Here is a 23,337-nt window from a genome sequence, read left to right on the forward strand (position 1 = left end):
TCGTCGGCGTTCGGCGGCACTGTTGCCGCGGGGTGCCGGGGCGTCAAGGGAAGGGGAGGGGCCGGAGGCGGGCGTGCCGCCCCCGGCCGGGGTCTCAGGCGTGCAGGTCGAAACGGTCGAGGTCCATGACCTTGACCCAGGCCTTCACGAAGTCGCGCACGAACTTCTCGCCCGCGTCGTCCTGGGCATAGACCTCGGACAGGGCGCGCAGCTGCGAGTTGGAGCCGAACACCAGGTCGACGCGGGTGCCGGTCCACTTCGCCTCGCCGCTGGCGCGGTCGCGACCCTCGTAGGTGCCGTCGCCCTTGGCCTTCCACTCGGTCCGCATGTCCATGAGGTTGCGGAAGAAGTCGTTGGTCAGGACGCCCGGCCGGTCGGTCAGCACGCCGTGCCGCACGCCGCCCGCGTTCGCGTCAAGCGCGCGCAGCCCGCCCACCAGCACCGTCATCTCGGGCGCGGTCAGGGTCAGCTGCTGGGCCTTGTCGATCAGCAGCTCCTCGGGCGAGGCGGTGTAGTCCGTCGCCTGGTAGTTGCGGAAGCCGTCGGCCGTGGGCTCGAGCGGTTCGAAGCTCTCGGCGTCGGTCTGCTCCTCGGTCGCGTCGGTGCGGCCCGGGTGGAACGGCACCTCGATGGCGTGGCCCGCGGCCTTCGCCGCCGCTTCCACAGCCGCGGTGCCGCCCAGCACGATCAGGTCGGCCAGGCTGACCTTCTTCGCGCCGTTCGCGCCGTCGAACTCGGCCTTGATGCCTTCCAGCACGCCCAGCACCTTGCCGAGCTGCGCGGGACGGTTGGCTTCCCAGTCCTTCTGCGGCGCAAGGCGGATGCGCGCGCCGTTGGCGCCGCCCCGCTTGTCCGAGCCGCGGAAGGTCGAGGCCGAGGCCCAGGCGGTCTGGATCAGCTCGGACGGCGTCAGGCCGCTGTTCAGGAGCTTGTCCTTCAGCGCGGCGATGTCGGCAGCGTCGATCTGCTCGTAATCCGCCGCCGGGATCGGATCCTGCCAGATCAGGTCCTCGGCCGGGACTTCCTCGCCCAGATAGCGGATCTTCGGGCCCATGTCGCGGTGGGTCAGCTTGAACCAGGCGCGGGCATAGGCATCGGCGAACTTCTCGGGGTTGGCGAGGTAGTCGGCCGAGATCCGGGCATAGTCCGGGTCCATCTTCAGCGCCATGTCGGCGGTCGACATCATCGGCGCGTGGCGTTTCGACGGATCGTGCGCGTCCGGCACGGCATCGGCCATGGCGTCGCCCTTCGGTTTCCACTGGTGCGCGCCGGCGGGGGATTTCGTCAGCTCCCACTCGTTGTTCAGGAGCGTCTCGAAATAGCTCATGTCCCACTTGGTCGGCGTCGGCGTCCAGGCGCCCTCGAGCCCGGAGGTGATGGTGTGGGCGCCGTGGCCGGTCTCGAACGTGTTCTTCCAGCCGAAGCCCATGTCCTCGATCGCGCCGCCCTCGGGCTCGGCCCCGACCTGCGAGGCGTCTCCCGCGCCGTGGCACTTGCCGAAGGTGTGGCCGCCCGCGACCAGCGCGACGGTTTCCTCGTCGTTCATCGCCATGCGGGCGAAGGTGTCGCGGATGTCATAGGCCGACTTCAGCGGATCGGGATTGCCGTCGGGCCCTTCCGGGTTGACGTAGATCAGGCCCATCTGCACGGCGGCCAGCGGGTTCTCCAGGAACCGGCCCTGGCCGTCCTCGCCCGCGTCGTAGCGCGAGTTCTTGCCGCCCGAGACTTCCAGCCAGGTGTCCTCGGCGCCCCAGTAGATGTCTTCCTCGGGCTCGTAGATGTCGACGCGGCCGCCGCCGAAGCCGAAGGTCTTGAAGCCCATGGTTTCCATCGCGACGTTGCCGGTCAGGATGAAGAGGTCGGCCCAGCTGATCGCGTTGCCGTACTTCTGCTTGATCGGCCACAGGAGGCGGCGGGCCTTGTCGAGGTTGCCGTTGTCCGGCCAAGAGTTCAGCGGCGCGAAGCGCTGGCTGCCCGAGGACGAGCCGCCGCGCCCGTCGGCGGTGCGGTAGGTCCCGGCCGAGTGCCAGGCCATGCGGATGAAGAACGGCCCGTAGTGGCCATAGTCGGCCGGCCACCAGGGCTGGCTGTCGGTCATCAGGTCGGCCAGGTCCTTCTTCAGGGCCTTCAGGTCGAGCTTCCCGAATTCCTCGGCATAGTTGAACTCGGCCCCGTTCGGATCGGTCTGCGGCAGGTTCTGGTGCAGGATCTTCAGGTTCAGCTGGTTCGGCCACCAGTCCTTGTTCGACCGCGAGCGGTGCGTGGTGTGCAGCGTCGCGCCGTGGATGACCGGGCATTTGCCTGCGGCTTGGTCGTTCCCGTCCATGATCTTCTCCCTGGATTGCGCCGCCCGCGTCCCGGTGTCGGGGTCGCGGCGGCCGGAATCTGCGATTGTGCGGCGGCTGTACCACGGGGCCGCCATAGACAAAAGTTGCATTTGGCTATGTCTGCGATAACTTCCCCTTATGGCAAACATTACCCTGAAACAGCTGCGCTATTTCGAGGCGCTCGCCCGTCATGGCCATTTCGGCCGCGCGGCCGAGGCTTCGTCGATCTCGCAGCCGGCGCTCTCGACACAGATCCGCGAGCTGGAGGCGAACCTTGGCGTGCTGCTGTTCGAACGCGGCCCCCGGCAGGTGCGGCTGACGCCCTTCGGCGAGGATTTCGCGATCCGGGTGCGCGACATCCTGCAACGGGTGGACGAGCTGGACGACCTCGCCCGCATCGCGCAGGGCGGGCTGTCGGGGCGGCTCAGGATCGGGGTGATCCCCACCGTCGCGCCCTATCTCGTCACGACGATGATCGCGAGCCTGACCGGCGCCTGGCCCGGGCTCGACGTCCATGTCCGCGAGACGATGACCCCCCGCCTGATCGACGAGATCGCGCGCGGCAGTCTCGACACCGCCATCGTCGCGCTGCCGGTGTCCGAGCCGGCGCTGGTGGAGACGCCGCTGTTCACCGAACCCTTCGTGCTGGTGCGCCCGGAGGCCGAGCGGGGCCGCCCGATGCCCGAGCGCGAGCGGCTGCACGAGATGCGGCTGCTGCTGCTGGAAGAGGGGCACTGCTTCCGCGATCAGGCGCTGTCGTTCTGCGACATGCCCGCGGCGGCCGGGCGGCACGGGCTCGACGCGTCGACCCTGTCGACGCTGGTCCGCATGGTGGGGGCGGGGATCGGCGTGACGCTGCTGCCCGAGATGGCGGTTGCGGCGGAAACCCGCGGTGCGCCGGTGGTGGTGGGCCGCTTTCCCGCGCCCGAACCCGAGCGCACGCTGGGGTTGGTATGGCGGCGGACGACACCGCTGGCCGCGCAGCTTCAGAGGGTGGCCGAGGTGCTGGGGGCGGCGATGGGTGCGCGTGGCCGGGCGGAAACCTAGCCGCTCAGGCGGGCTCCGGCTCTCCGCCGCCGCCGAGGGGGCAGTGGCTGCGGCCGGTACCCCAGTCGATCTCGACCGTGGCGTGCTCGATCCCGTTCTCCTCGGCCAGCCGCCGCTTCAGCGCCTGCACCGTGACGGCGGGATCCGCGCCCTCGGCCAGCCGCACCTCCATCGTCGCCGCGGGCTGGCCCGAGGTGATGGACCAGACGTGGAGGTGGTGCAGGTCCGCGACGCCCGGAACGCCGCGCCGCAGGTCGCGGCGCATCTCTTCCAGGTCGATGCCCTTGGGTGTCCCCTCCATCAGGATGTTCAGCGAGTCCCGCAGCAGGCTCCAGGCGGAACGCAGGATCAGCGCCGAGAGCAGGACCGACAGGATCGGGTCGATCGGCGTCCAGCCGGTGAACCAGATCACGATCGCCGCGACGATGGCCGCGACCGAGCCCAGCAGGTCGCCGAGGACGTGCAGCAGCGCGCCGCGGATATTGACGTGGTCGCGGTCGCCCTGGCGCAGCATGAAGAAAACGCCGACGTTGACGAGAAGGCCCAGCACCGCCACCCAGAACATCGGCCCCGCCAGCACCGGGTCGGGGTCGGCCAGCCGCAGCACCGCCTCGTAGGCGATCCAGAGGACGAGGCCGATCAGAACGATCGCGTTGACGAAACCGGCCAGGATCTCGAACCGCATGTAGCCGAAGGTGCGCTTGGCGTCGCGGCCCCTCCGGCCGAAGCGGAACGCGGCCCAGGCCAGCGCCAGAGCCGCGGCGTCCGTCAGCATGTGACCGGAGTCGGCGATCAGGGCGAGCGATCCCGACAGAAGCCCGCCGACCAGTTCCGCCAGCATGAAACCGAAGGTCAGGAGCATCGCGTAGAAGACGACCTGCGCGTTGCTCCGGCCCACCTCGGGGGCGTGGCTGTGGTGCCCGTCGTCGTGGGAGTGGCCGTGCCCGTGATCGTGGCCGTCGTGATCGCTCATCTCGCCTCGCAGTCTGTCGGATAGGCGGAGCGGCGGCTCCGCCTGGACACTACATAAGGCATGCGGCGCCGGGGTCTAGCCGTGCAGGGCGCCGCCGAGGGGTGTCAGCCCGCCTTGCAATAGGGCTGCTCGCGGGTCCAGGCCTGCATCTCGGCACGCTTCTGGGCCGAGTGGAACGGACCCCAGTCGCGCATCCCGGTGCTGACCGTGCCGCGCTTCGTCACCTGGGCCGAGGCGATCCTAACCGCGCAGCGCAGGTTCGCCGCGCCGTCCTTCAGGGCCGAGCCGGTCCTGGCCGCGCAGCCATAGCCGCGGGCGGTGCGCGGGTCGATCTGGACGAGCCCGTACCACAGCCCGCCGCCGCCGACCGCGGCGGGGTTCCAGGTGCTCTCGTGCTTGGCCAGGGCGCTCAGGAGGCCTGCCCAGAACGCCGCCCGGTTCTGTTCGGAAGCCTCGGCGTATCCGGGGCAATAGGCGGCGATGTCGGCAGGCACGAAGGAGGGGAGCATGGCGCCGTGGTCCTCGAGGGCCGTCAGGGTGGCGGCGGTCCACAGCTTCGCTTCGGGGCGGTGATCCCAGCGCATGGCGGGAAGGGTGGCGGCTTCGTCGGGCTTCGGCGCGACGGTGGCGCAGGCGGCAAGCGACATCATTAGCGCAAGCGCAGCAGCAAACGATCGTTTCATGTCTTCTCTATTGGCAGCGCCGGAAATCCCCACCGGCGGCACGGGTTATACGGCAGGTCCGAATTCCATCAACCCGGCCGCCGGCGGATCGGCGGAAATCCACCCGTTCCGATGGAGCGGCCTTCGGAAAACGCTCGATTTTGTGCCGCTTTTCGTGGAGGCCACAACGGAGTGTCCGGCGAAAGTCCGGCGCCTTCGGCGGAATCGGCGGACACCCGCTGCTGCGCGGAATGCGGGGGGCTCGCGGGCCCGGGTCATTCCCCCGCGAACGAATCTCCGACAGCGCAACCAGGCCGTGCATCGCCGCGGTCCCCGGAACGCACCGTCGCCACCGGGGCAACGCCACTTGCCGCGGTGCGGCCCCTGTCCTAAAACCGCACCGCTCATCCGGAGGACGTCACCCATGCTCGATCTCACTTACGAGGCCCCGAAACCCAAGGTCATCCAGGGTGCGAAGCACGACTGGGAGCTGGTGATCGGGCTCGAGGTCCACGCCCAGGTCGCGAGCCGGGCCAAGCTGTTCTCCGGCGCCTCGACCCAGTTCGGGGCCGAGCCGAACTCGAACGTCGCCTTCGTGGACGCGGGGATGCCGGGGATGCTGCCGGTCATCAACGAGGGCTGCGTGGCGCTGGCGGTGAAGACGGGGCTGGGGCTGAAGGCGAAGATCAACCTCGTCTCGGCCTTCGACCGGAAGAACTATTTCTACCCGGACCTGCCGCAGGGCTACCAGATTTCGCAGCTCTACCATCCCATCGTGGGCGAGGGCGAGGTGCTGGTCGATATGGCGCCCGGCATCGCGCGGCTGGTGCGGATCGAGCGGATCCACCTCGAGCAGGACGCGGGCAAGTCGATCCACGACATGGATCCGAACATGTCCTTCGTCGACCTGAACCGCACCGGCGTCGCGTTGATGGAGATCGTCAGCCGCCCCGACATCCGCGGCCCGGAAGAGGCGGCGGCCTATGTCGGCAAGCTGCGCCAGATCATGCGCTATCTAGGCACCTGCGACGGCAACATGCAGAACGGGAACCTGCGCGCCGACGTGAACGTGTCGGTCTGCCGTCCCGGCGACTACGAGAAATACCAGGAGACCCAGGACTTCTCGCACCTCGGGACGCGCTGCGAGATCAAGAACATGAACTCCATGCGGTTCATCCAGCAGGCCATCGAGGTCGAGGCGCGGCGGCAGATCGCGATCCTCGAGGACGGCGGCACCGTGGTGCAGGAAACACGCCTCTACGACCCCGACAAGGGCGAGACGCGGAGCATGCGCAGCAAGGAAGAGGCGCACGATTACCGCTACTTCCCCTGTCCCGACCTGCTGCCGCTGGAGATCGAGCAGGACTTCGTCGACGGCATCGCCGCCGGTCTGCCGGAACTGCCCGACGAGAAGAAGGCGCGCTTCGTGCTGGACTACGGGATGACCGAGTACGACGCAGGCGTCCTGACGGCGGACGTCGAGAACGCCGTCTACTTCGAGGAGGTCGCCCGCGGCCGCGACGGCAAGCTGGCCGCGAACTGGGTCATCAACGAGCTGTTCGGACGCCTGAAGAAGGACGAGAAGACGATCGGCGAGTCGCCGGTCTCGCCGCAGCAGCTGGGCGGGATCATCGAGCTGATCGGCAAGGGCGACATCTCGGGCAAGATCGCCAAGGACCTGTTCGAGATCGTCTATGTCGAGGGTGGCGATCCCGCCGAAATCGTCGAGAGCCGGGGCATGAGACAGGTCACGGACACCGGCGCCATCGAGGCCGCCGTGGACCAGATCATCGCCGACAACCCCGCGCAGGTCGAGAAGGCCAAGGTGAACCCGAAGCTCGCCGGCTGGTTCGTGGGCCAGGTGATGAAGGCCACCGGCGGCAAGGCGAACCCGGCGGCGGTGAACCAGATCGTGGCGGCGAAGCTGGGATTGTGATCCCGGGGCAGGGGGGGGTGACATCACCCATCCCGCGCTCAACATTCCCGTATGCACGGCGGGCAGGAGGCCATGGGACGGATCCGCGACGACCTTGTGGTGTTCAACGAGCGGGTGAAGCTGGTCGCCAACCTGTTCCACACGACGGCCTTGGGGCTGATCGGCTTCGCCGTGCTGCAACCCATGGTGCGCGACGGCATGGCGCTGGAGTGGCAGGCGCTGTGGTGGGGACTCGGCGGACTCGCTTTTCACCTCGCGGCGCACTATATTCTGGGTACGCTGCGAAAGGAGCATGCCGATGACCCTGTATGAGTTCGCGGTGCCGCTGGTCCTGTTCGCGGTGATGAGCCCGCTCATCCTGTGGCTGCGCCACGAGGGTCACAAGCTGGACCAGCGCATCGAGGCCGAACGCAAGCGCCGCCACCACCCGGCGGAGTGACGCCGGCGGACGAGACTGCCCAAAGGCTCTTCGCCCGACCCGGTGCACGGCCGCAGCCTGAATGGCTCGGGAAACGCCCTCGATCACTTTCCTCCATTTCCGGGGTTCGCACGCGCTGCCCTGGACCGGGCAGCCGGAGCGCGACCCTGTTGTCCCGTTCGCCTCGGCACATCTTCCCTGTCTGCACGTCCGGCGGAGACTGCACGGGCTCGAGGCGCTTTGTTGCCGGTGGCGGGGCGGATCGCTTGGACAAGCCCCCGGCGGTTTGATAGTGTCGCGCGGCGCTTGATACGAGGAGCCCCAGATGACGTATGAATATGTGGTCGTGCCGGCCCCGAAGAAGGCGCCGAAGGTGAAGGGGGAGAAGACCTCGGAAGGTCGCTTCGCCCGCGCCCTGACCGAGGTGATGAACGCCTACGGCGCCGAGGGCTGGGAGTACCTGCGCTCGGACACGCTGCCCTGCGAGGAGCGTGCGGGGCTGACCGGAACCAGGACGGTGTTCCAGAACCTGCTGGTGTTCCGCCGGGCGCTCGTCGACGAGAGCTATGACATGCCCGCGCCCGAAACGGTGGCGACGCCCGAGGAACTGGCGGCGGAACTGGCCCCCGTGCCCGGTCCTGCCCCCGTCTCCGCCCCCGCCCCGGTCGCCGCGCCGAAGCCGCAGGTGATGCCGCGGCTCGGCTCCAGCCGGGACGCGGGCCACCCCCAGGCGCCGCGGCTTGGGCCCGCCAGCGCCGATCCGGGCCGCGTGACGCCGTTCCCGCTGGCCGGGGCCGAACGCTTCGACCGCGGCTCGGGGGACTGACCTCAGCCCTCGACCTGAAGGGCGAGAGCGTGGATCCGGCCCATGATCGCGGGGCCGAGGGCGGCGTGGATGGCGCGGTGACGCTCGATCCGGCTCATTCCCGCGAAGGTCTCGGCGGCGATGGCGACGCGGAAGTGCGACTCGCCCGTGCCGGGGCTTCCGGCATGGCCCGCGTGGGCGTCGCTCTCGTTCACCACTTCCAGCCGGGCGGGGGAAAAGGCGGCTTCGAGCTTCTGTCGCATTTCATCTGCTACGGCCATTTTTATCGCTTCCCTGCTTCACTTCCTCACCCCCGGGTCTAAACTCCGTGGTCCGAGTCGGAAAGGTGCTTCACATGGCAAAGAACGATCCCTTCGGTTTCGACATCCGCGTCAGCGCGGCGAAGAAGAAGAACCCCCGGGGCAAGCGCGGCATGTCGGGCGCCTTCGAGACCTCGATGCGGGTGTGCGAGCATCCCGGCTGCGAGGAGCAGGGACAGTACCGCGCGCCGAAATCCCCCGACCACCTGGACGAATACCTGTGGTTCTGCCGCGAGCATGTGCGCGAGTACAATCTGAAGTGGAACTTCTTCAACGGCACCACGGAGGAAGAGTTCGAGGCGCAGATCGACAAGGACCGCGTCTGGGGCCGCGAGACGAAGCCGTTCAAGAAGTCCGAGGAGCAGCGCGCCTGGTCGCGCCTCGGCGTCGACGATCCGCACCAGGTGCTGGGCGGCAATGCCACGCGCAACCCCGGCAAGGCGGTCACGGGCACCCGGCGGCTGCCGCCGACCGAGCGGCGCGCGCTCGACATCCTCGATGCCAAGGACCACTGGACGAAGCCCGAGATCCGCAAGGCCTACAAGTCGCTGATCAAGGTGCTGCACCCCGACATGAACGGCGGCGACCGCGGCCACGAGGAGCAGTTGCAGGAGGTCGTCTGGGCCTGGGACCAGATCAAGGACTCGCGCAACTTCACGGGGTGACGGTGCGCTGCTTCCCGCGCGCGGTGCGGGAAGCAGGAGATCGAGGGTTACGGGTGCCGCGCCGGGTGGGCCGATTCCTGACAGGATCGGACGCCGGCCTCGGCGGATTGCCGCGCCGGGACCGAACCCCGTGGACCCGGTGCGCAGCGGGCGCGTTCCACCGCCACACGAACTGGAGGAGCGATCCCATGAAACTCGGTCATTTTTGCGCTGTAGGGGCCACGTCGGCCATCCTGATGGCAGGCGCCGCCGGCGCACAGCAGGCGACCGCGGCATTTTCCGACATCGACACCGACGCCTCCGGCAGCATCAGCTTCGAGGAGGCCGCGGCCGTCTTCGGGCCGCGCGGCGCGGAAGGGCTTTTCCGCAATGACATCGACGGCGACGGCGAACTCGGCGTCGCCGAGGTGGTGGAGGGCGGCCGCGCGATCGACAGCGACGGGAACGTCGTGGATGCCGACGACAACGTGATCGACGAGGCGTCCATCGACTACGAGGACATCGACCGGGGCCACGGCAACGACCCCGACGGGTTCGACGACGACAACCCCGGCCGCGGCCACGACTCCGCCAACGGCGAGCGTGGGGGCGGCCACGGCAACTCCGGGGGCAACGGCAACTCGGGTGGCAAGGGCAGGAACGGCTGACCCGGTGACGGAACTTCGCTCCCGCCCGTGATAGGCGGGAGCGACCCCTTGCGGGGCGGGGTGTCCCGCCCCGCGCGTTGTCTGGCCTCCGGCCTCGTGCCCCGGTGCGGGCGCCGCGCGGAAGACAAACGATCTCCTCGCATGGCGCCGGGTCCGGTCGAGTAGTTTGCGGTCAGAGTCCTGTCGCGCTCCCCGTCCGGTCGCCGAGAGCAGGGGGCGTCGGCCGCGCATTCGGAGTCCGCGCGAACCACACACCCACCAGCGCGAGGGCCGTCAGGCCCGCCATCATCGCCCAGGCCTCGTTGATCGCCAGCGTCGTCGCGCCCTTCTCCAGGAGCGGGGCGAGCATGGCGCGGGTGCTTTCCGAGGGCGGCGCCGAGAGCAGGGCAGGCGGGATCCCGAGGAAGTCGGCGGCGGCGGTGTCGCCCGCCCGCAACCGCTCCAGAAGGGCGTCGGCATGGTGCGGGGTGCGGCCGTAGATCACCGTGTCGACCAGGGCGAGGCCGATGGCCCCGCCGAGGTTGCGCATCAGGTTGAACAGGCCCGAGGCGTCGGGCACCTCCGCCTCGGGCAGGTGGCCGAGCGCCATGCGGGTGGGCGGCAGCAGGCAGAACATGATCGCCGCGCCGCGGATCGCCTGCGGCCAGAACATGCCCGCGAAGTCGGTGCGCGGCGTCTGGTCGTAGCTGAGGGCGAGGCCGAGGGCGAAGAGGGCGAAGCCGACCGCGGTCAGGAGCCGCGCGTTCAGCCGCTGTTCCAGCGCGACGGCCAGCGGCGCGGTCAGCAGCTGCGCGCATCCGGTGACGAGCATGATCTCCCCGATCCCGAGCGCGTCGTGGCCGCGCACGAAGGCCAGGAACACCGGCATCAGGTAGGTCGAGCCGAACAGGCCGATCCCGAGCACGAAGCTCAGCAGACAGCCGATGGTGAAGTTGCGGTCGGCGAAGCTGGCCAGCGCCACCACCGGTGTCGCGCGGTGCAGGGTGCGGCGCACGAAGCCCGCTGCAGAGACGAGGCTGAGGGCGAGAAGGCCGAGGACGAGGGGTGCGGCCCAGCCCCGGTCCGGCGCCTCCTTCAGCGCGATCTCGAGCGTGGCGAGGGCCAGGGCCAGGGCGGCGAGGGACAGCCAGTCGAGGCGGCGGAGTTCGGCGGGCCGGGCGGCATCGCGGGGCAGGAGGCCCGCGCCGAGCAGCACGGCGACGATACCCGGCGCGACGTTGACGAGGAACAGCCAGTGCCAGGAGAAGGTCGAGGTGATCCAGCCCCCCGCGACCGGCCCCACCGTCGGCGCGAGCACGGCAAGGACGCCGGCGAGCGTGGTGGCCAGCCCCTGCCGGGAGGTCGGGAACAGGAGGAAGACGGCGGCGAAGACCGCCGGGATCAGCGAGCCGCCGGAGAAGCCCTGCAGGATCCGCCAGGCGACGAGTTCGCCGAAGCCCGATGACGACGCACAGCTGATGGAGGCCAGCGTGAACAGCGTCGTGGCCCCGGTGAAGAGCCAGCGCATGGAGAGCGCCCGCATCAGCACGCCGGTCAGCGGGATCGCGATGACCTCGGCGATCAGGTAGGCGGTCTGGACCCAGGACATCGCCTCGGGGGACATGGCCAGGGCGTCGCGGATCTCGGGCAGGGAGGTGGCGACGATCTGCACGTCGAGCACCGCCATGAACATGCCAAGACCCATGGCCGCGAAACCGATCCAAGTGGCGGCGGCGGTCGGGCGGGCGGTGTCTGGCATGGAAGGGCGTCCGGCTGGGGCTCTGGCGTTCCCGAAAGATAAGGCCGCGGCGGATTAGGCAAGGCGGGGCGACGCCCGCAAGGCACGGCGGCGGGCCTCACGCCCCGGCAATGATTCGTTGTCAGCGGCGCCCCGGGGGCGTAGCCTTGGGCCGCGTGGCATCGGGAGACGGCATGGGACGCGGACTCTTCAGCCTGGCGGTGGCGTTGGGCCTGCTGCTGGTCACGCTTGCCGGGGCCGGCCGCGGACTGGCGCAGGTTCTTCCGGAGGCGTCGACGCAGGCCCCGGCCGCGCCGAAGGTCGCGCTGCCCGACCCGCTGACGCCGGGTGCGGTGGAGGCGCTGGTGTCGCGCCTCTCCGACACCGAGGTGCGGGCGCTGCTGCTGGACCAGCTCGATGCGAAGGCCACCGCCGCGGCGGCGCCCGCCGCCAGCGGGGAGTCGCTCGGCGCGCTTCTGGGCGAGACGGCGCGGAAGGTGTCCGAGGCCTTCGTCTACAACCTGACCCATCTGCCGGATTTCCTCGCCGCCGAGGCGGAAGTGTTCCGCAGGTTCAACGCCCGCTCGGGGTCGGACGGGATGTGGGAGCTGCTGTTCGCCATGGCGGCGGCGATCGCGGCGGGGCTGGCGGCGGAGCGGGCGGTGGGGTGGCTGCTGTTCCGCAAGGCGCGCGCGCACGCGGCCCCTGCGCCGACGCAGGACCTTGTGCGGACGCTGCGGCGTGCCGGGGCGCGGCTGTTCTTCGAGGTCGTCGGCGCCACGATCTTCGCCGCCACGGCCTTCGTCGTGCTCCATCTCCTGAAACCGGACGAGCCGGTGCCGGTCGCGGCGCGGCTGCTGTTCTGGCTGGTCTTCATGCCGCGCTTCGCCATCGCGCTGCTGCGCTTCTTCTTCGCGCGCACGCCGACGCAGCCGCGGCTGCTCAGCGTCGGCGACCGGATGGCCGGCGTGATCTACTGGAACTTCGTCGGCATCGCCTACGGCCTGGGCCTGACCTTCGCCATGGTGACGCTGAACCGCACCTTCGGCGGCGCGGCGGGGTTCTGGTTCTGGTTCAACCTCGTCTTCTTCGGCTGGATGGCGCTCCTGTTCTGGTTCACCCGCGACGGCTGGCGGTCGATCATGGCCGGGGGGCGGGTCGAGCTGACGGGCTTCGACGCCTGGGCGGTGCGCACCTATCCCTGGCTCGCGGTGTTCACGATCCTCGCGACCTGGCTCTTCTGCGTCTCGGTCAGCGTCATGAACATCGGCGGCGTGCTGGCGGGGGGGCGGCACTTCGTCAGCATGGTGATCGTTCTGGTCGCGCCGCTGCTCGACACGCTGATCCACGCCGTCGTGCGCCACTTCATGGGCGACATGGAGGGCGAGGGGCCGGTGGCGCGGGCCGCCTTCGCGGCCAGCCGCCGCGCCTATATCCGGATCGGCCGGGTGCTGGTGTTCGGTGCGGTGCTGCTGGCGACGGCGCGGCTCTGGCACGTCACGCCGGTCGGCATGGCCATGGCGGGGGTGGGCGAGCAGCTGGCCTCGGGCGCGGTCCGCGTCGCGCTGATCCTCGTCGCGGGCTACCTGCTGTGGGAGGTGGTGCGGCTTGCCATCAACCTGCGGCTCGCGAAGGAGCAGTCGGCGATGCCCGCCGAGGCGATGCACGGAGAGGGCGAGGGCGGCACCGCGCCCGCCGTGTCGCGGCTCGGGACGATCCTGCCCTCGATCAGCAAGGCGCTGCAGGTGGTGGTCGTGTCGATCACCGCGCTCATGGTTCTCAGCAACGTGGGCGTCGACGTGACCGCGCTGCTGGCCGGTGCGGGGATCGTCGGCATCGCCATCGGCTTCGGCTCGCAGAAGCTGGTGGCAGACGTGATCTCGGGGATGTTCTTCCTGATCGACGACGCCTTCCGGCTGAACGAATACATCGACACCGGCGGGCAGATCGGCACGGTCGAGAAGATCTCGCTGCGCTCGCTGCGGCTTCGGGATTCCAAGGGGCCGGTCCTCATCATCCCCTACAGCAACATCCACACCGTCACGAACTTCGGCCGCGACTGGGGGATCATGAAGCTGCGCTTCACCGTGCCCTTCGACACCGACATCGAGAAGGTTAGGAAGATGTTCAAGAAGATCGGCCAGGAACTGCTGGAGGATCCGGTGCTGGGCCCGGGGTTCATCGAGCCGTTCAAGAGCCAGGGCGTGTACGAGTACAACGACCACGGCATCGTCATCCGCGGCAAGTTCACTCACAAGCCAGGCAAGCAGTTCGAGATTCGCAAGAAGGTCTATGTCCGGGTGAAGGAGGAGTTCGAGAAGGCCGGCATCCAGTTCGCCCGCCGCGAGGTCCGCGTGAACCTGGACGGGCGCGCGCCGGAGGATCTGAGCGAGGCCGACCGCCTGAAGATCAGCGCCGCCGCCGCCGAGCACAGCGCCGAGGCCGACCGCGCGCTGGAGGCGGCGAACGGCGCCGCCGCGGCGCCGCGCGACGACCGCTGAGGCAAAAGGCGGCGCCCGTGGCTGCCTTGGGGCACGAGCATCTGGGGCACGAAAGACCCATTGGCTTCTTCTTCTTTGCCCAAATACTCCCGCCGGAGGCGTCCCGCCCGTGCCGCCGCCGCGACCTCGGGTCCGGGGCGGTAAGGGCCTAATGCCCCGGGCGGCGGATCGGGAAGACCTCGGTCACGCGGGCGTAGTCCATGTAGCCGAGCCGCGCGAGGGGCTGGAAGATGGTGACGTCGAAGGTGCCGTCCCGAAGGCAGTCGTCGCGCATGTGGACGCCCGTGACCTCGCCGAAGACGGCGAAGTTCGTGGCGCCCGGAAGCTGCACGATCTGGGTCAGCCTGCATTCGAGGTTCGCCGGCGCGGCGGCGACGCGGGGGCAGTCGATGGTCTCGCACTGCGCCTTCTCCAGCCCCGCCTCGGCGAATTCGTCGGTGCCCGCGGGCAGGGCGGCGGAGGTGGCGTTCATCGCGTCGCGCATGGCGTATTCCACGATGTTGACGCAGAAGACGCCGGTCTCGCGGATCTGTGCGACGCTGTCCTTGGTGTCGCCGCGGTCCTCCTTCGCCGAGGTGCTGGCGAACATCACCTGCGGCGGGACATAGGCGACGGCGTTGAAGAAGGAATAGGGGGCGAGGTTGTCGCGTCCGTCGCGGCCCCGGGTGCTGATCCAGCCGATGGGGCGGGGCGTGACGATGGCGTTGAACGGGTTGTGCGGCAGGCCGTGGCCGTCCTCGGGGCGGTAGAACATGGGCGCGTCATCCTCCGGTCTCGGTTTGAACGTGACCTAGCCCCATGCTAGGGGCGTTGCCAGCGGTTTTGCCGGAACGCCTGCGGGCAAGTGTGACGAGGGACTTGGTGGCGTGATCAGGCTCGACGAGGAACGGCCGGACGACTTCTGGGAGGTCGAGGCGCTGTACGATCTCTGCTTCGCCCCCGGCCGCACGCTCCTGTCCTCCTACCGCCTGCGCGAGGGCGTGGATCCCGTGCGCCCGCTCTGCCTGCTGGCGCGCGACGCCGATGGAACGCTGGCGGCGGTGATCCGCCAGTGGCCGGTGAAGGTCGGCGGCGCCGACGTGCTGCTGCTGGGCCCCGTGGCGGTGCACCCGACGCGCCAGGGCGAGGGGCTGGGGGGACTCGTGATCCTCGAGAGCCTGCGGCGCGCCGCCGCGCTCGGCTGGACGCGGGAGCTTCTGGTGGGGGACGAGCCCTATTACCGCCGCTTCGGCTTCACGAAGCTCGAAGGGGTCGAGATGCCGCCGCCGACCAACCCCGAGCGGGTACTGGGGCTCGAGCTGGTGGAGGGCGCCTGGGCGGGCGTCGCCGGCGAAGTGCAGCGCTGGGACGGCGCCACGGTGTGATCGCCCTTGCCAAGGGGCGGGGGGCGGCCCATTTCCCTGTCATGGATCGCGACGACATCACCTCCGAACAGACGACCGGCCTGCCCGACACGCAGGAGCTGGACCAGGCCACCCGTGACGCGCTGGAAGCCCTGGTGCGCCGATTCCGCAGCGCCGACGGGATCGGCATGCAGGTGCTGGGCCTGGTCGGAGGACAGGCGGAGAACCTCTTGGAGCGGCTGCCGATGGCGGTGCGCCAGCGGCTCGACGGGGCCACCCGCGCCGCGCTGGAGGTGGCCTTCGACGCGGCCCACCGCTCGCGCCGCTCGGTCGCGGACCGGCCCGACTGGCTGAACACCGCGGTGACGACGGCGATGGGCGCCGCCGGCGGTGCCGGGGGGCTGCCGACGGCCCTTGCCGAGCTGCCGGTGACCACGACGGTGCTGCTGCGCGCGATCCAGGGGATCGCGGCGGACGAGGGGTTCGACGTGTCGGACCCGAAGGTGCGGCTCCAGTGCCTCCAGGTCTTCGCCGCCTCGGGGCCCTTGTCGCGGGACGACGGCACCGACATCGCCTTCCTGACGACACGGATCACGCTCACCGGCGCGGCGGTGCACGGGCTGATCGCCCGCATCGCGCCGCGGCTGGCCACGGTGATGGGCCAGAAGCTCGCCACTCAGACGGTGCCGGTGCTGGGTGCCGTGGCGGGGGCGGCGACGAACTATGCCTTCACGAGCTACTACCAGGAAATGGCGCGGGTCTATTTCGGCCTCCGTGCCCTGGCGCGGGACGGGTCGGTGGATGTCGAGACACTGATGCGCGAGTTCCGCCTGCTGCTGCACCCGCCGAAGGCGCTGCGGTAAGGGCGCGCCGCGCCGACTTTCAGCATCTGCACCGCACGACCCGTTCCGGTGACGACACGCTGGCGCCCCCGGAACGGCCCGGCTCTACCCCCGGCCATGCGGTTCCTCCCAGTCGATCACAGGGTTGATGGGGATGATCCGGTGCGGATTGATGGTGTCGTGGCTGTAGTGATAGTGGCGCACGAAGTGGTCGAAATGCACCGTCCCGGCGATCCCCGGCCACTGGTAGAGTTCGCGCGTATAGGCCCAGAGGTTAGGATATTCGCGGATCCAGGCGCGGTTGCACTTGAAATGCGTGTGGTACACCAGGTCGAAGCGCACGAGGGTCGAGAACAGCCGCCAGTCCGCCTCGGTGATCCGCTCGCCCATGAGGTAGCGGTTCTGCGCAAGGATCCCCTCCAGCCACTCGAGGCTGTCGAACAGCGGATGCACCGCCTCGTCATAGGCCCGTTGCGACGTCGCGAACCCCGCCTTGTAGACGCCGTTGTTGACCGTGTCGTAGACCCGGGCGTTCACCGGCTCGATCGCCTCGCGCAGATCCTCGGGCCAGTAGTCGTCGGTATTGCCGGTGATCCCGTCGAAGGCCGAGTTCATCATCCGGATGATCTCGGAGCTTTCGTTGCTGACGATCCTGCCCCTCTCCCTGTCCCAGAGCACCGGCACCGTGACCCGTCCGGTCATGTCGGGGGTGTCCTTCAGGTAGACCTCGCGCAGGAAGTCGAAACCGAACAGCCGGTCGCCCGTGGTGCCGGGAAAGTCGGTGGCGAAGGTCCAGCCGTCCTCCAGCATCTCCGGATGCACGACGGAGACATCGATGATCTCCTGAAGCCCCTTCAGCACCCGGAAGAACAGCGCCCGGTTGGCCCAGGGGCAGGCGTAGGAGACGTAGAGGTGATAGCGGCCCGCCTCGGCCCTGAAGCCGCCCTCGCCGGTGGGGCCGGGGGATCCGTCGGCCGTCACCCAGTTGCGGAAGGTCGACTCGTGACGCTCGAACTTTCCGCCGGTGCTGTCGGTGTCGTACCACTTGTCGACCCATTCGCCGTTCTGCAGCAGGCCCATGTTCTCTCTCCCGTGAAATGCCGTTCCTTCGCAACCTAGGGCGCGGGGCCGTCTTCGCACACCGGCACCGCCACAGGGCGTCTTGCGCAGAAACGCACAGGTCGCGCCCGGGCGGCGCCCTGCCGCATCGCGCATTGCAACGCCGGAACGTGGCTCCTATACGTCAGGGCGACGACGCCCCTTGCGAGGGGCCGGAGAGGTGACCGTGACCGGGCCGACCCATGCAGGGGGCCGGGAGGCGGTATCGTCGGGGACCCGTTCGCGCGGTGCCTTGCCGCTTTCCGGCCGCCTCGCGCAGACCCGGAAAGGAAGCCCATGACCCTTGCCCGTTGCACCGCCCTTCTTGCCCTTCTTGCACCGGGGGCGGCCCTGGCGCATCCGGGCCACCTGGCCGGGCTGGCCGGGCACGACCACTGGGTCGCGGGCGCGGCCATCGGGACGGCCATCGCGCTCGGCCTCTGGGCGGGGCTGAAGGAGCGCGGCAAGCGGCGCAAGCGGGAAGAGACCGAGGACGCCACCGAAGAGCAGTCGGCATGAGCGCGGAGGCGAAGACGGCCCCGAAGACGGCACCGAAGGCTGCCCCCAAGACCGGCGTGATGATCTGCGGCCACGGCTCGCGCAGCCAGTCCGCGGTGGACGAATTTGCGGTGCTGGCCGAAAAGCTGCCGGCCTTCCTGCCGCCCGACTGGCCGGTGGACTACGGCTATCTCGAATTCGCCAACCCGGTGATCCGCGACGGGCTCGACCGGCTGCGCGAGGCGGGCTGCGAGCGGATCCTCGCGGTGCCGGGCATGCTCTTCGCGGCGATGCACGCGAAGAACGACATCCCGACGGTGCTGAACACCTACGCCGCGAAGCACGGGATCGAGGTGCGCTACGGCCGCGAGCTGGGCGTCGATCCGAAGATGATCGCCGCCGCCGGCGCGCGGGTGATGGAGGCGGTGGCGAAGGCCGATGCCGAACACGGCACCGTGGACCTCCACGACACCTGCCTCGTGGTGATCGGCCGCGGCGCCTCGGACCCCGACGCCAACGGCAACGTGGCCAAGATCGCGCGCATGCTCTGCGAGGGACTGGGCTTCGGCTGGGTCGAGACGGGCTATTCCGGCGTGACCTTCCCGCTGGTCGAACCCTGCCTCGACCACGCGGTCCGGCTCGGCTACCGCCGGATCGTCGTGTTCCCGTACTTCCTGTTCTCGGGCATCCTGATCGACCGGATCTACGGCTTCACCGACCGCGTCGCGGCGGCGCACCCGGAGATCCAGATGGTCAAGGCGGGCTATCTGAACGACCACCCGAAGGTGCTGGAAACCTTCGCCGAACGGATCACCGAGCAGGTGGGCGAGGTGCCGCCGCCGAACTGCGCGATGTGCAAGTACCGCACCCAGGTGCTGGGCTTCGAGGCCGAGGTCGGCGCCGTCCAAGAAAGCCACCATCACCACGTCGAGGGGCAGGGTGCCTCGGCGCCGGGATCGAACGTGGCGGACTGCACGCTCTGCGAGGACTTCTGCACCGGCCTCTGCCGGCTCGAGGCCGCTGACGCGCACGACCACCATCACCACGACCATGCCCACCCCCACGAGCACCGTCATCCGCACGATCACGCCCATGGCCACGATCACGCCCATGAACACGGGCACGATCACGGTCACCACCATGACCACGACCACGGGCACAACCACCACCATCACGCCCCCTATCCCCACGCGAAGCACCCGCTCGGCCCCGAAAGCGTGCGGCGCAAGACCTGACATCTTTGCTTCCCAAATATCCCCGCCGGAGGCTCCCGTCCTCCGGACCCTCCCGAACGGATCCAGCGACGTGCGCCCCTACGAGAAAGACTCGAAGGCGATCTACGCCCGAAGCTTCGCCACGGTGCGCGCCGAGGCGCGGCTCGACCGGTTCTCCCCGGCGATGGAAGCCGTGGCGATCCGCCTGATCCACGCCTGCGGCATGGTCGAGGTCGCCGACCGGCTCGCCTTCTCCGCCGGCGCGGCCGAAGCCGGAGCGGAGGCGCTGCGGCGGGGCGCGGCGGTGCTCTGCGACTGCGAGATGGTGGCGGCGGGGATCGTCCGGCAGCACCTGCCGGCGGACAACGAGGTGGTCTGCACCCTGAACGGCGACGGCGTGGCGGAGCGTGCGCGGGCGATCGGCAACACCCGCTCGGCTGCCGCGGTGGAGGACTGGCGCGAGAGGATCGAGGGCGCCGTCGTCGCCATCGGCAATGCGCCCACGGCCCTGTTCCACCTGCTCGAACTGATCGAGGGCGGCTGGCCGAAACCGGCGCTGATCCTCGGCTTTCCCGTGGGCTTCGTCGGCGCGGCCGAGAGCAAGGCGGAGCTTGCCGCCGATCCCAGAGGCTCGGCCTTCATCGCGCTGCGCGGGCGGCGCGGCGGCTCGGCCATGGCAAGCGCGGCGGTCAACGCGCTGGCGGCGGGACTGTCGGTCGCGGGACAGGCGCGATGAGCGGGGCAGATTTCCTGAAGGAAATCTGGCAAAAGTCCTTCAGGACTTTTGTCCGCGGCCGGAGCGCAGAGCTTGCCGCAGGCGCAAATTTCCTGAAGGAAATTTGCCAAAAGTCCTCGAGGACTTTTGGTCCGGCGCGGATCGGCGGCGATACGGGCAGGGGGGCGGCAAATTTCCTGAAGGAAATTTGGCAAAAGTCCTGCAGGACTTTTGGAGGCGCGGATGGCTGAACCCTGGCTGCATATCGTCGGCATCGGCGAGGACGGAATGGCGGGGCTCGCCCCCGCGACGCGCGCGATCCTGGAGGCCGCCGAGGTGATCGTCGGCGGCGACCGGCACCATGTCCTGTCCGACGGCGTGACGGCCGAGCGGGTGGCCTGGCCCTCGCCCTTCGATGCGCTGATCGGCCTGCTGCGCTCGTTCAAGGGGCGGCGGGTGGTGGTGCTGGCCACGGGGGATCCGCTATGGTTCTCCGTCGGCGCGCGGATCGGGCGGGCGATCCCGCCCTCCGAGATCGTCTACCACCCGCAGCTGTCGGCCTTCCAGCTGGCGGCGGCGCGGATGGGCTGGTCGATGGCCGATGTCGAGACGCTGACGGTCCACGGCCGCCCCGTCGAGCAGATGATCGCCTTCATCCAGCCCGACGCGCGCCTGCTGATCCTGACCACCGGCGAGAAGACCCCGGCCCAGATCGCGGGCTTCCTGACCGAGCGCGGCTTCGGCAGGAGCCCGATGACCGTGCTCGCCGCCATGGGCGGCGCCGGGGAGCAGCGCTTCGACGGGATCGCCGAAAGCTGGGACCACGCCGTGCCCGCCTTCAACACGCTGGCGGTCGACTGCGTCGCCGCGCCCGACGCGGCGCTTTTGCCGCGGGTGCCGGGGCTGGCGGACGATCTGTTCCGCCACGACGGCACCATGACCAAGCAGGAGGTTCGCGCGGCCACGCTGGCGAAGCTGATGCCGATGCGCGGCGCGCTGCTCTGGGACATCGGCTGCGGCTCGGGGTCCGTCTCGGTCGAGTGGATGCGCGCGGCCCGCTATGCCCGGGCCATCGGCATCGAGCCCCGTGCCGACCGGCGGGCGATGGCGGCCGCGAATGCGCTGGCGCTCGGCACGCCGCGGCTCGAGATCGTCGAGGGCGAGGCGCCGGGCGCTCTCGCGGGGCTCGCGGCGCCGGATGCCATCTTCATCGGCGGCGGGCTGTCGGACGAGGTCTTCGCCGCCGCCTGGGCCGCGCTGAAGCCGCTGGGCCGCCTGGTCGCCAACGCCGTCACGCTGGAGAGCGAGGCGGCGCTGATCGCGCTCCAGTCCGCACATGGCGGGGATCTGGTGAAGATCCAGACCCACAGGGCCGAGCCGGTGGGGCCCTATCGCGGCTGGCGGCCGTCGATGCCGGTGACGCAGTGGAGCCTGATCAAGCGATGACGCGGGCGGCGATGCCGGGACGCCTCCGGCGGGAGTATTTGTGCAAAGAAGAAGCGGGGGGCGTTCGCCCCCCGTCGGCGGCGCGCCGGTCGACCCCTGTGCCGGCGGGCGTCGGGGATGTCGTCGCGTGACCGGCACGCTTTACGGTATCGGGGGGGGGCCGGGGGATCCCGAGCTGGTCACGCTGAAGGCGGCGCGGCTGATCGCGGCCTGTCCCGTGGTCGCCTATCCCGCGCTCGCCGGGGCGGAGAGTTTCGCGAAGGGGATCGTGGCGGGGCTGATGGCGCCGGGGGTCGAGGAGATCGTCATGGAGGTGCCGATGACCCTCGCGCGGGAACCGGCGCAGGCGGCCTATGACGCGGGCGCGGCGCGGATCGCGGCGGCGCTGGAGGCGGGGCGCGACGTGGCCTGCCTCTGCGAGGGGGATCCGTTCTTCTATGGCTCGTTCATGTATCTCCATGCCCGGCTCTCCGCGCGGTTTTCTTGCGAGGTGGTGCCCGGCGTCAGCTCCCTGGCCGCCTGCGCGGCGGCGGCGCGCCGTCCCCTGGCCGCGCGCAACGAGCGGGTTACGGTGCTGCCGGGACCCCTGCCCGACGCGGAGCTGCGCACCCGGATCGGCGGGGCGGAGAGCGTCGCGATCCTGAAGGTCGGGCGGCACCTGGCGCGGATCCGGGCGGTGATCGAGGGGCTGGGGCTGCTCGGTCAGGCGGTCTTCGTCGCCCGCGCCTCGCTGCCCGGAGAGGTGGTCTGCCCGCTGGCGGAGGCGCCCGATCCCGCGCCCTATTTCTCGATGATCCTTTTGACGAAGGGAGCCGATCCATGGCTGTAGATCCCGTGGTCCTGTGTCTTTCGGCCTCGGGCGAGGCGGTGGCCCACCGGATCGCCGCCGCGCTCGGCTGTGCGGTGCACGGGCGCGAGGGGCGGGTTGCGCGGGCGGATCTGTTCTTCGGCCATGCGCTCGACCATGCGCGGGACCTGTTCGCCGCGGGCGTGCCGGTGATCGGGGTCTGCGCGAGCGGGATCCTGATCCGGGGCGTCGCGCCAATGCTCGCGGACAAGCGGGCGGAGCCGCCGGTGATCTCGGTCAGCGACGACGGGCGCGTCGTGGTGCCGCTTCTGGGCGGGCACCGGGGCGCGAACCGGCTGGCGCGGCGCATCGCGGCGGCCCTGGACGGCACGGCGGCGGTGACGACGGCGGGCGACGTGTCCCTGGGCGTAGCGCTCGACGAGCCGCCCGCGGGCTGGAGGCTGGGGACGCCGGAGCTGGCGCAGGACGCCATGGCGCGGCTTCTGTCGGGCGCCGGGGCGGTCCTGTCGGGCGAGGCGGCGAAGGACGCCGGGTGGCTTGCGGGGCTGCCTTCGAGGGGCGAGGGCGCCCCGGTCGAGATCGCGGCGACGGGGGCGCCCGCGGCGCCGGGGGGACTGACCTTCCATCCGCAGCGCTTCGCCCTTGGCGTCGGCTGCGCGCGCGACTGTCCGCCGGAGGAGCTGGAGGCGCTGGTCCTCGGCGAACTCGCCGCGGCGGGTGTGGCGGCGGGGGCGCTGAGGGCGCTCTTCACGCTGGATCTGAAGGCGGACGAGCCCGCGGTGATCGCGCTGGCAGCGAAGCTGGGCCTGCCGCTGCGCATCTTCACGGCGGCGGAGCTGGAGGCGAAGGCGGCCCGGCTTGCCACGCCCTCGGAGGTGGTCTTTGCCGAGGTGGGCTGTCACGGCGTCTGCGAAGGCGCGGCACTGGCCGGGGCGGGGCCGGGGGCGGTGCTGGCGCGCCGGAAGGCGAAGACGGCGATGGCAACCTGCGCGCTCGCCGAGGCGGCGGCGCCGATCGTTCCGCTCGGGGGCCGGGCGCGGGGACGGCTGTCGGTGGTCGGGATCGGTCCCGGGCAGGCGGGCTGGCGCACGCCCGAGGTGTCGCGCCTGGTCGCCGAGGCCGAGGAACTGGTGGGCTACGGCCTTTACATCGACCTGCTGGGACCGCTGGCGGCGGGCAAGGCGCGGGCCGACTTTCCGCTCGGCGGAGAGGAGGCGCGCTGCCGCCATGCCCTCGAGCGGGCCGGGGAGGGGCGCAACGTGGCGCTGGTCTGCTCGGGCGACGCCGGGATCTATGCCATGGGCGCGCTGGTGTTCGAGCTTCTGGACCGGGCGGAGGACGCGGGCGGCGTGAGC

24 protein-coding genes are annotated in these 23,337 nt (G+C 70.2%); 17 read left to right on the forward strand and 7 right to left on the reverse strand.

All coding sequences use genetic code 11. The annotated features are described in order from the left end of the window. Positions 1 to 94: 94 nt before the first annotated feature. Positions 95 to 2,326, reverse strand: coding sequence for a catalase/peroxidase HPI (gene katG / locus A7B20_RS11510; RefSeq protein WP_102108730.1), 2,232 nt, complete (start codon positions 2,324 to 2,326; stop codon positions 95 to 97). A 139-nt stretch (positions 2,327 to 2,465) separates the two neighbouring features. Here katG and A7B20_RS11515 point away from each other — a divergent pair, with 139 nt between their 5' ends. Then, a complete protein-coding gene (locus A7B20_RS11515) occupies positions 2,466 to 3,374 on the forward strand; it encodes a hydrogen peroxide-inducible genes activator (protein ID WP_102108731.1) in 909 nt (302 codons plus the stop codon). A 4-nt stretch (positions 3,375 to 3,378) separates the two neighbouring features. Here A7B20_RS11515 and A7B20_RS11520 read toward each other — a convergent pair whose 3' ends face one another. Together A7B20_RS11520 and A7B20_RS11525 are read right to left on the reverse strand one after the other, a co-directional pair. Then, on the reverse strand, positions 3,379 to 4,347 hold the full coding sequence (locus tag A7B20_RS11520) for a cation diffusion facilitator family transporter (RefSeq protein WP_102108732.1): 969 nt from the start codon (positions 4,345 to 4,347) through the stop codon (positions 3,379 to 3,381). 104 nt (positions 4,348 to 4,451) lie between these two features. Beyond that, positions 4,452 to 5,030 carry a lytic transglycosylase domain-containing protein gene (locus tag A7B20_RS11525; protein WP_102108733.1) on the reverse strand — a complete coding sequence of 193 codons (579 nt, stop codon included), beginning with the start codon at positions 5,028 to 5,030 and terminating at the stop codon, positions 4,452 to 4,454. Between the two features lie 403 nt (positions 5,031 to 5,433). On the opposite strand from A7B20_RS11525, the gene gatB reads away from it, so the two are divergent. From gatB to A7B20_RS21485, 4 genes are all read left to right on the forward strand, one after another. Next, positions 5,434 to 6,945, forward strand: coding sequence for an Asp-tRNA(Asn)/Glu-tRNA(Gln) amidotransferase subunit GatB (gatB, locus tag A7B20_RS11530; RefSeq protein WP_102108734.1), 1,512 nt, complete (start codon positions 5,434 to 5,436; stop codon positions 6,943 to 6,945). A gap of 72 nt (positions 6,946 to 7,017) precedes the next feature. After that, on the forward strand, positions 7,018 to 7,257 hold the full coding sequence (locus A7B20_RS11535) for a hypothetical protein (protein WP_102108735.1): 240 nt from the start codon (positions 7,018 to 7,020) through the stop codon (positions 7,255 to 7,257). Next, on the forward strand, positions 7,244 to 7,384 hold the full coding sequence (locus A7B20_RS21265; protein ID WP_157937662.1) for a hypothetical protein: 141 nt from the start codon (positions 7,244 to 7,246) through the stop codon (positions 7,382 to 7,384). The genes A7B20_RS11535 and A7B20_RS21265 overlap by 14 nt, the downstream gene beginning before the upstream one ends. A gap of 304 nt (positions 7,385 to 7,688) precedes the next feature. Beyond that, the gene (locus A7B20_RS21485; RefSeq protein ID WP_216641198.1) at positions 7,689 to 8,189 is read left to right on the forward strand and encodes a DUF4177 domain-containing protein; all 501 of its coding nucleotides are present in this window, start codon (positions 7,689 to 7,691) and stop codon (positions 8,187 to 8,189) included. 2 nt (positions 8,190 to 8,191) lie between these two features. Here the strand turns inward: A7B20_RS21485 and A7B20_RS11545 are convergent, their stop codons facing one another. Then, positions 8,192 to 8,431 carry a BolA family protein gene (locus tag A7B20_RS11545; RefSeq protein WP_342747257.1) on the reverse strand — a complete coding sequence of 80 codons (240 nt, stop codon included), beginning with the start codon at positions 8,429 to 8,431 and terminating at the stop codon, positions 8,192 to 8,194. A 92-nt stretch (positions 8,432 to 8,523) separates the two neighbouring features. On the opposite strand from A7B20_RS11545, the gene A7B20_RS11550 reads away from it, so the two are divergent. Together A7B20_RS11550 and A7B20_RS11555 are read left to right on the forward strand one after the other, a co-directional pair. Further along, on the forward strand, positions 8,524 to 9,153 hold the full coding sequence (locus A7B20_RS11550; RefSeq protein WP_102108737.1) for a DnaJ domain-containing protein: 630 nt from the start codon (positions 8,524 to 8,526) through the stop codon (positions 9,151 to 9,153). Between the two features lie 236 nt (positions 9,154 to 9,389). Beyond that, positions 9,390 to 9,800: a hypothetical protein gene (locus tag A7B20_RS11555; RefSeq protein ID WP_157937663.1), complete on the forward strand. Its 411-nt coding sequence runs from the start codon at positions 9,390 to 9,392 to the stop codon at positions 9,798 to 9,800. A gap of 172 nt (positions 9,801 to 9,972) precedes the next feature. Here A7B20_RS11555 and A7B20_RS11560 read toward each other — a convergent pair whose 3' ends face one another. Then, positions 9,973 to 11,538, reverse strand: a complete 1,566-nt coding sequence (locus A7B20_RS11560; protein ID WP_102108739.1) for a DHA2 family efflux MFS transporter permease subunit — start codon at positions 11,536 to 11,538, stop codon at positions 9,973 to 9,975. Positions 11,539 to 11,711: 173 nt separating this feature from the next. On the opposite strand from A7B20_RS11560, the gene A7B20_RS11565 reads away from it, so the two are divergent. Further along, positions 11,712 to 14,018, forward strand: coding sequence for a mechanosensitive ion channel family protein (locus A7B20_RS11565; protein WP_102108740.1), 2,307 nt, complete (start codon positions 11,712 to 11,714; stop codon positions 14,016 to 14,018). Between the two features lie 148 nt (positions 14,019 to 14,166). On the opposite strand, the gene A7B20_RS11570 is transcribed toward A7B20_RS11565, so the two are convergent. Beyond that, a complete protein-coding gene (locus A7B20_RS11570) occupies positions 14,167 to 14,772 on the reverse strand; it encodes a flavin reductase family protein (protein WP_102108741.1) in 606 nt (201 codons plus the stop codon). Positions 14,773 to 14,884: 112 nt separating this feature from the next. On the opposite strand from A7B20_RS11570, the gene A7B20_RS11575 reads away from it, so the two are divergent. Together A7B20_RS11575 and A7B20_RS11580 are read left to right on the forward strand one after the other, a co-directional pair. Beyond that, positions 14,885 to 15,382, forward strand: a complete 498-nt coding sequence (locus A7B20_RS11575; protein ID WP_102108742.1) for a GNAT family N-acetyltransferase — start codon at positions 14,885 to 14,887, stop codon at positions 15,380 to 15,382. A 41-nt stretch (positions 15,383 to 15,423) separates the two neighbouring features. Continuing rightward, entirely contained in the window at positions 15,424 to 16,224 is an 801-nt protein-coding gene (locus tag A7B20_RS11580) for an EcsC family protein (RefSeq protein WP_102108750.1), read from the forward strand. A gap of 84 nt (positions 16,225 to 16,308) precedes the next feature. Here A7B20_RS11580 and A7B20_RS11585 read toward each other — a convergent pair whose 3' ends face one another. After that, complete coding sequence (locus tag A7B20_RS11585) at positions 16,309 to 17,283, reverse strand: glutathione S-transferase family protein (RefSeq protein WP_102108743.1); 975 nt, start codon at positions 17,281 to 17,283, stop codon at positions 16,309 to 16,311. A gap of 315 nt (positions 17,284 to 17,598) precedes the next feature. Here A7B20_RS11585 and A7B20_RS11590 point away from each other — a divergent pair, with 315 nt between their 5' ends. The 7 genes from A7B20_RS11590 to A7B20_RS11615 form a co-directional block, all read left to right on the forward strand. Continuing rightward, complete coding sequence (locus tag A7B20_RS11590; RefSeq protein WP_102108744.1) at positions 17,599 to 17,820, forward strand: DUF6732 family protein; 222 nt, start codon at positions 17,599 to 17,601, stop codon at positions 17,818 to 17,820. Next, a complete protein-coding gene (locus A7B20_RS11595; RefSeq protein ID WP_102108745.1) occupies positions 17,817 to 19,034 on the forward strand; it encodes a sirohydrochlorin chelatase in 1,218 nt (405 codons plus the stop codon). The genes A7B20_RS11590 and A7B20_RS11595 overlap by 4 nt, the downstream gene beginning before the upstream one ends. 70 nt (positions 19,035 to 19,104) lie before the next feature. Beyond that, the gene (locus A7B20_RS11600) at positions 19,105 to 19,749 is read left to right on the forward strand and encodes a precorrin-8X methylmutase (protein ID WP_245866830.1); all 645 of its coding nucleotides are present in this window, start codon (positions 19,105 to 19,107) and stop codon (positions 19,747 to 19,749) included. Beyond that, a complete protein-coding gene (locus A7B20_RS21270; RefSeq protein WP_157937664.1) occupies positions 19,746 to 19,979 on the forward strand; it encodes a hypothetical protein in 234 nt (77 codons plus the stop codon). Before A7B20_RS11600 ends, A7B20_RS21270 begins: the two co-directional genes overlap by 4 nt. After that, positions 19,972 to 21,174, forward strand: a complete 1,203-nt coding sequence (cbiE, locus tag A7B20_RS11605; RefSeq protein WP_102108747.1) for a precorrin-6y C5,15-methyltransferase (decarboxylating) subunit CbiE — start codon at positions 19,972 to 19,974, stop codon at positions 21,172 to 21,174. Before A7B20_RS21270 ends, cbiE begins: the two co-directional genes overlap by 8 nt. A gap of 127 nt (positions 21,175 to 21,301) precedes the next feature. After that, entirely contained in the window at positions 21,302 to 22,003 is a 702-nt protein-coding gene (cobI, locus tag A7B20_RS11610) for a precorrin-2 C(20)-methyltransferase (RefSeq protein WP_102108748.1), read from the forward strand. Next, positions 21,994 to 23,337, forward strand: a 1,344-nt coding sequence (locus tag A7B20_RS11615) for a cobalamin biosynthesis protein (protein WP_102108749.1), incomplete at its 3' end; no start/stop codon positions are given. The genes cobI and A7B20_RS11615, both read left to right, overlap by 10 nt.

Origin of the sequence: Oceaniglobus roseus (assembly GCF_002869745.1) — a bacterium.
Taxonomy (GTDB): domain Bacteria; phylum Pseudomonadota; class Alphaproteobacteria; order Rhodobacterales; family Rhodobacteraceae; genus Oceaniglobus; species Oceaniglobus roseus.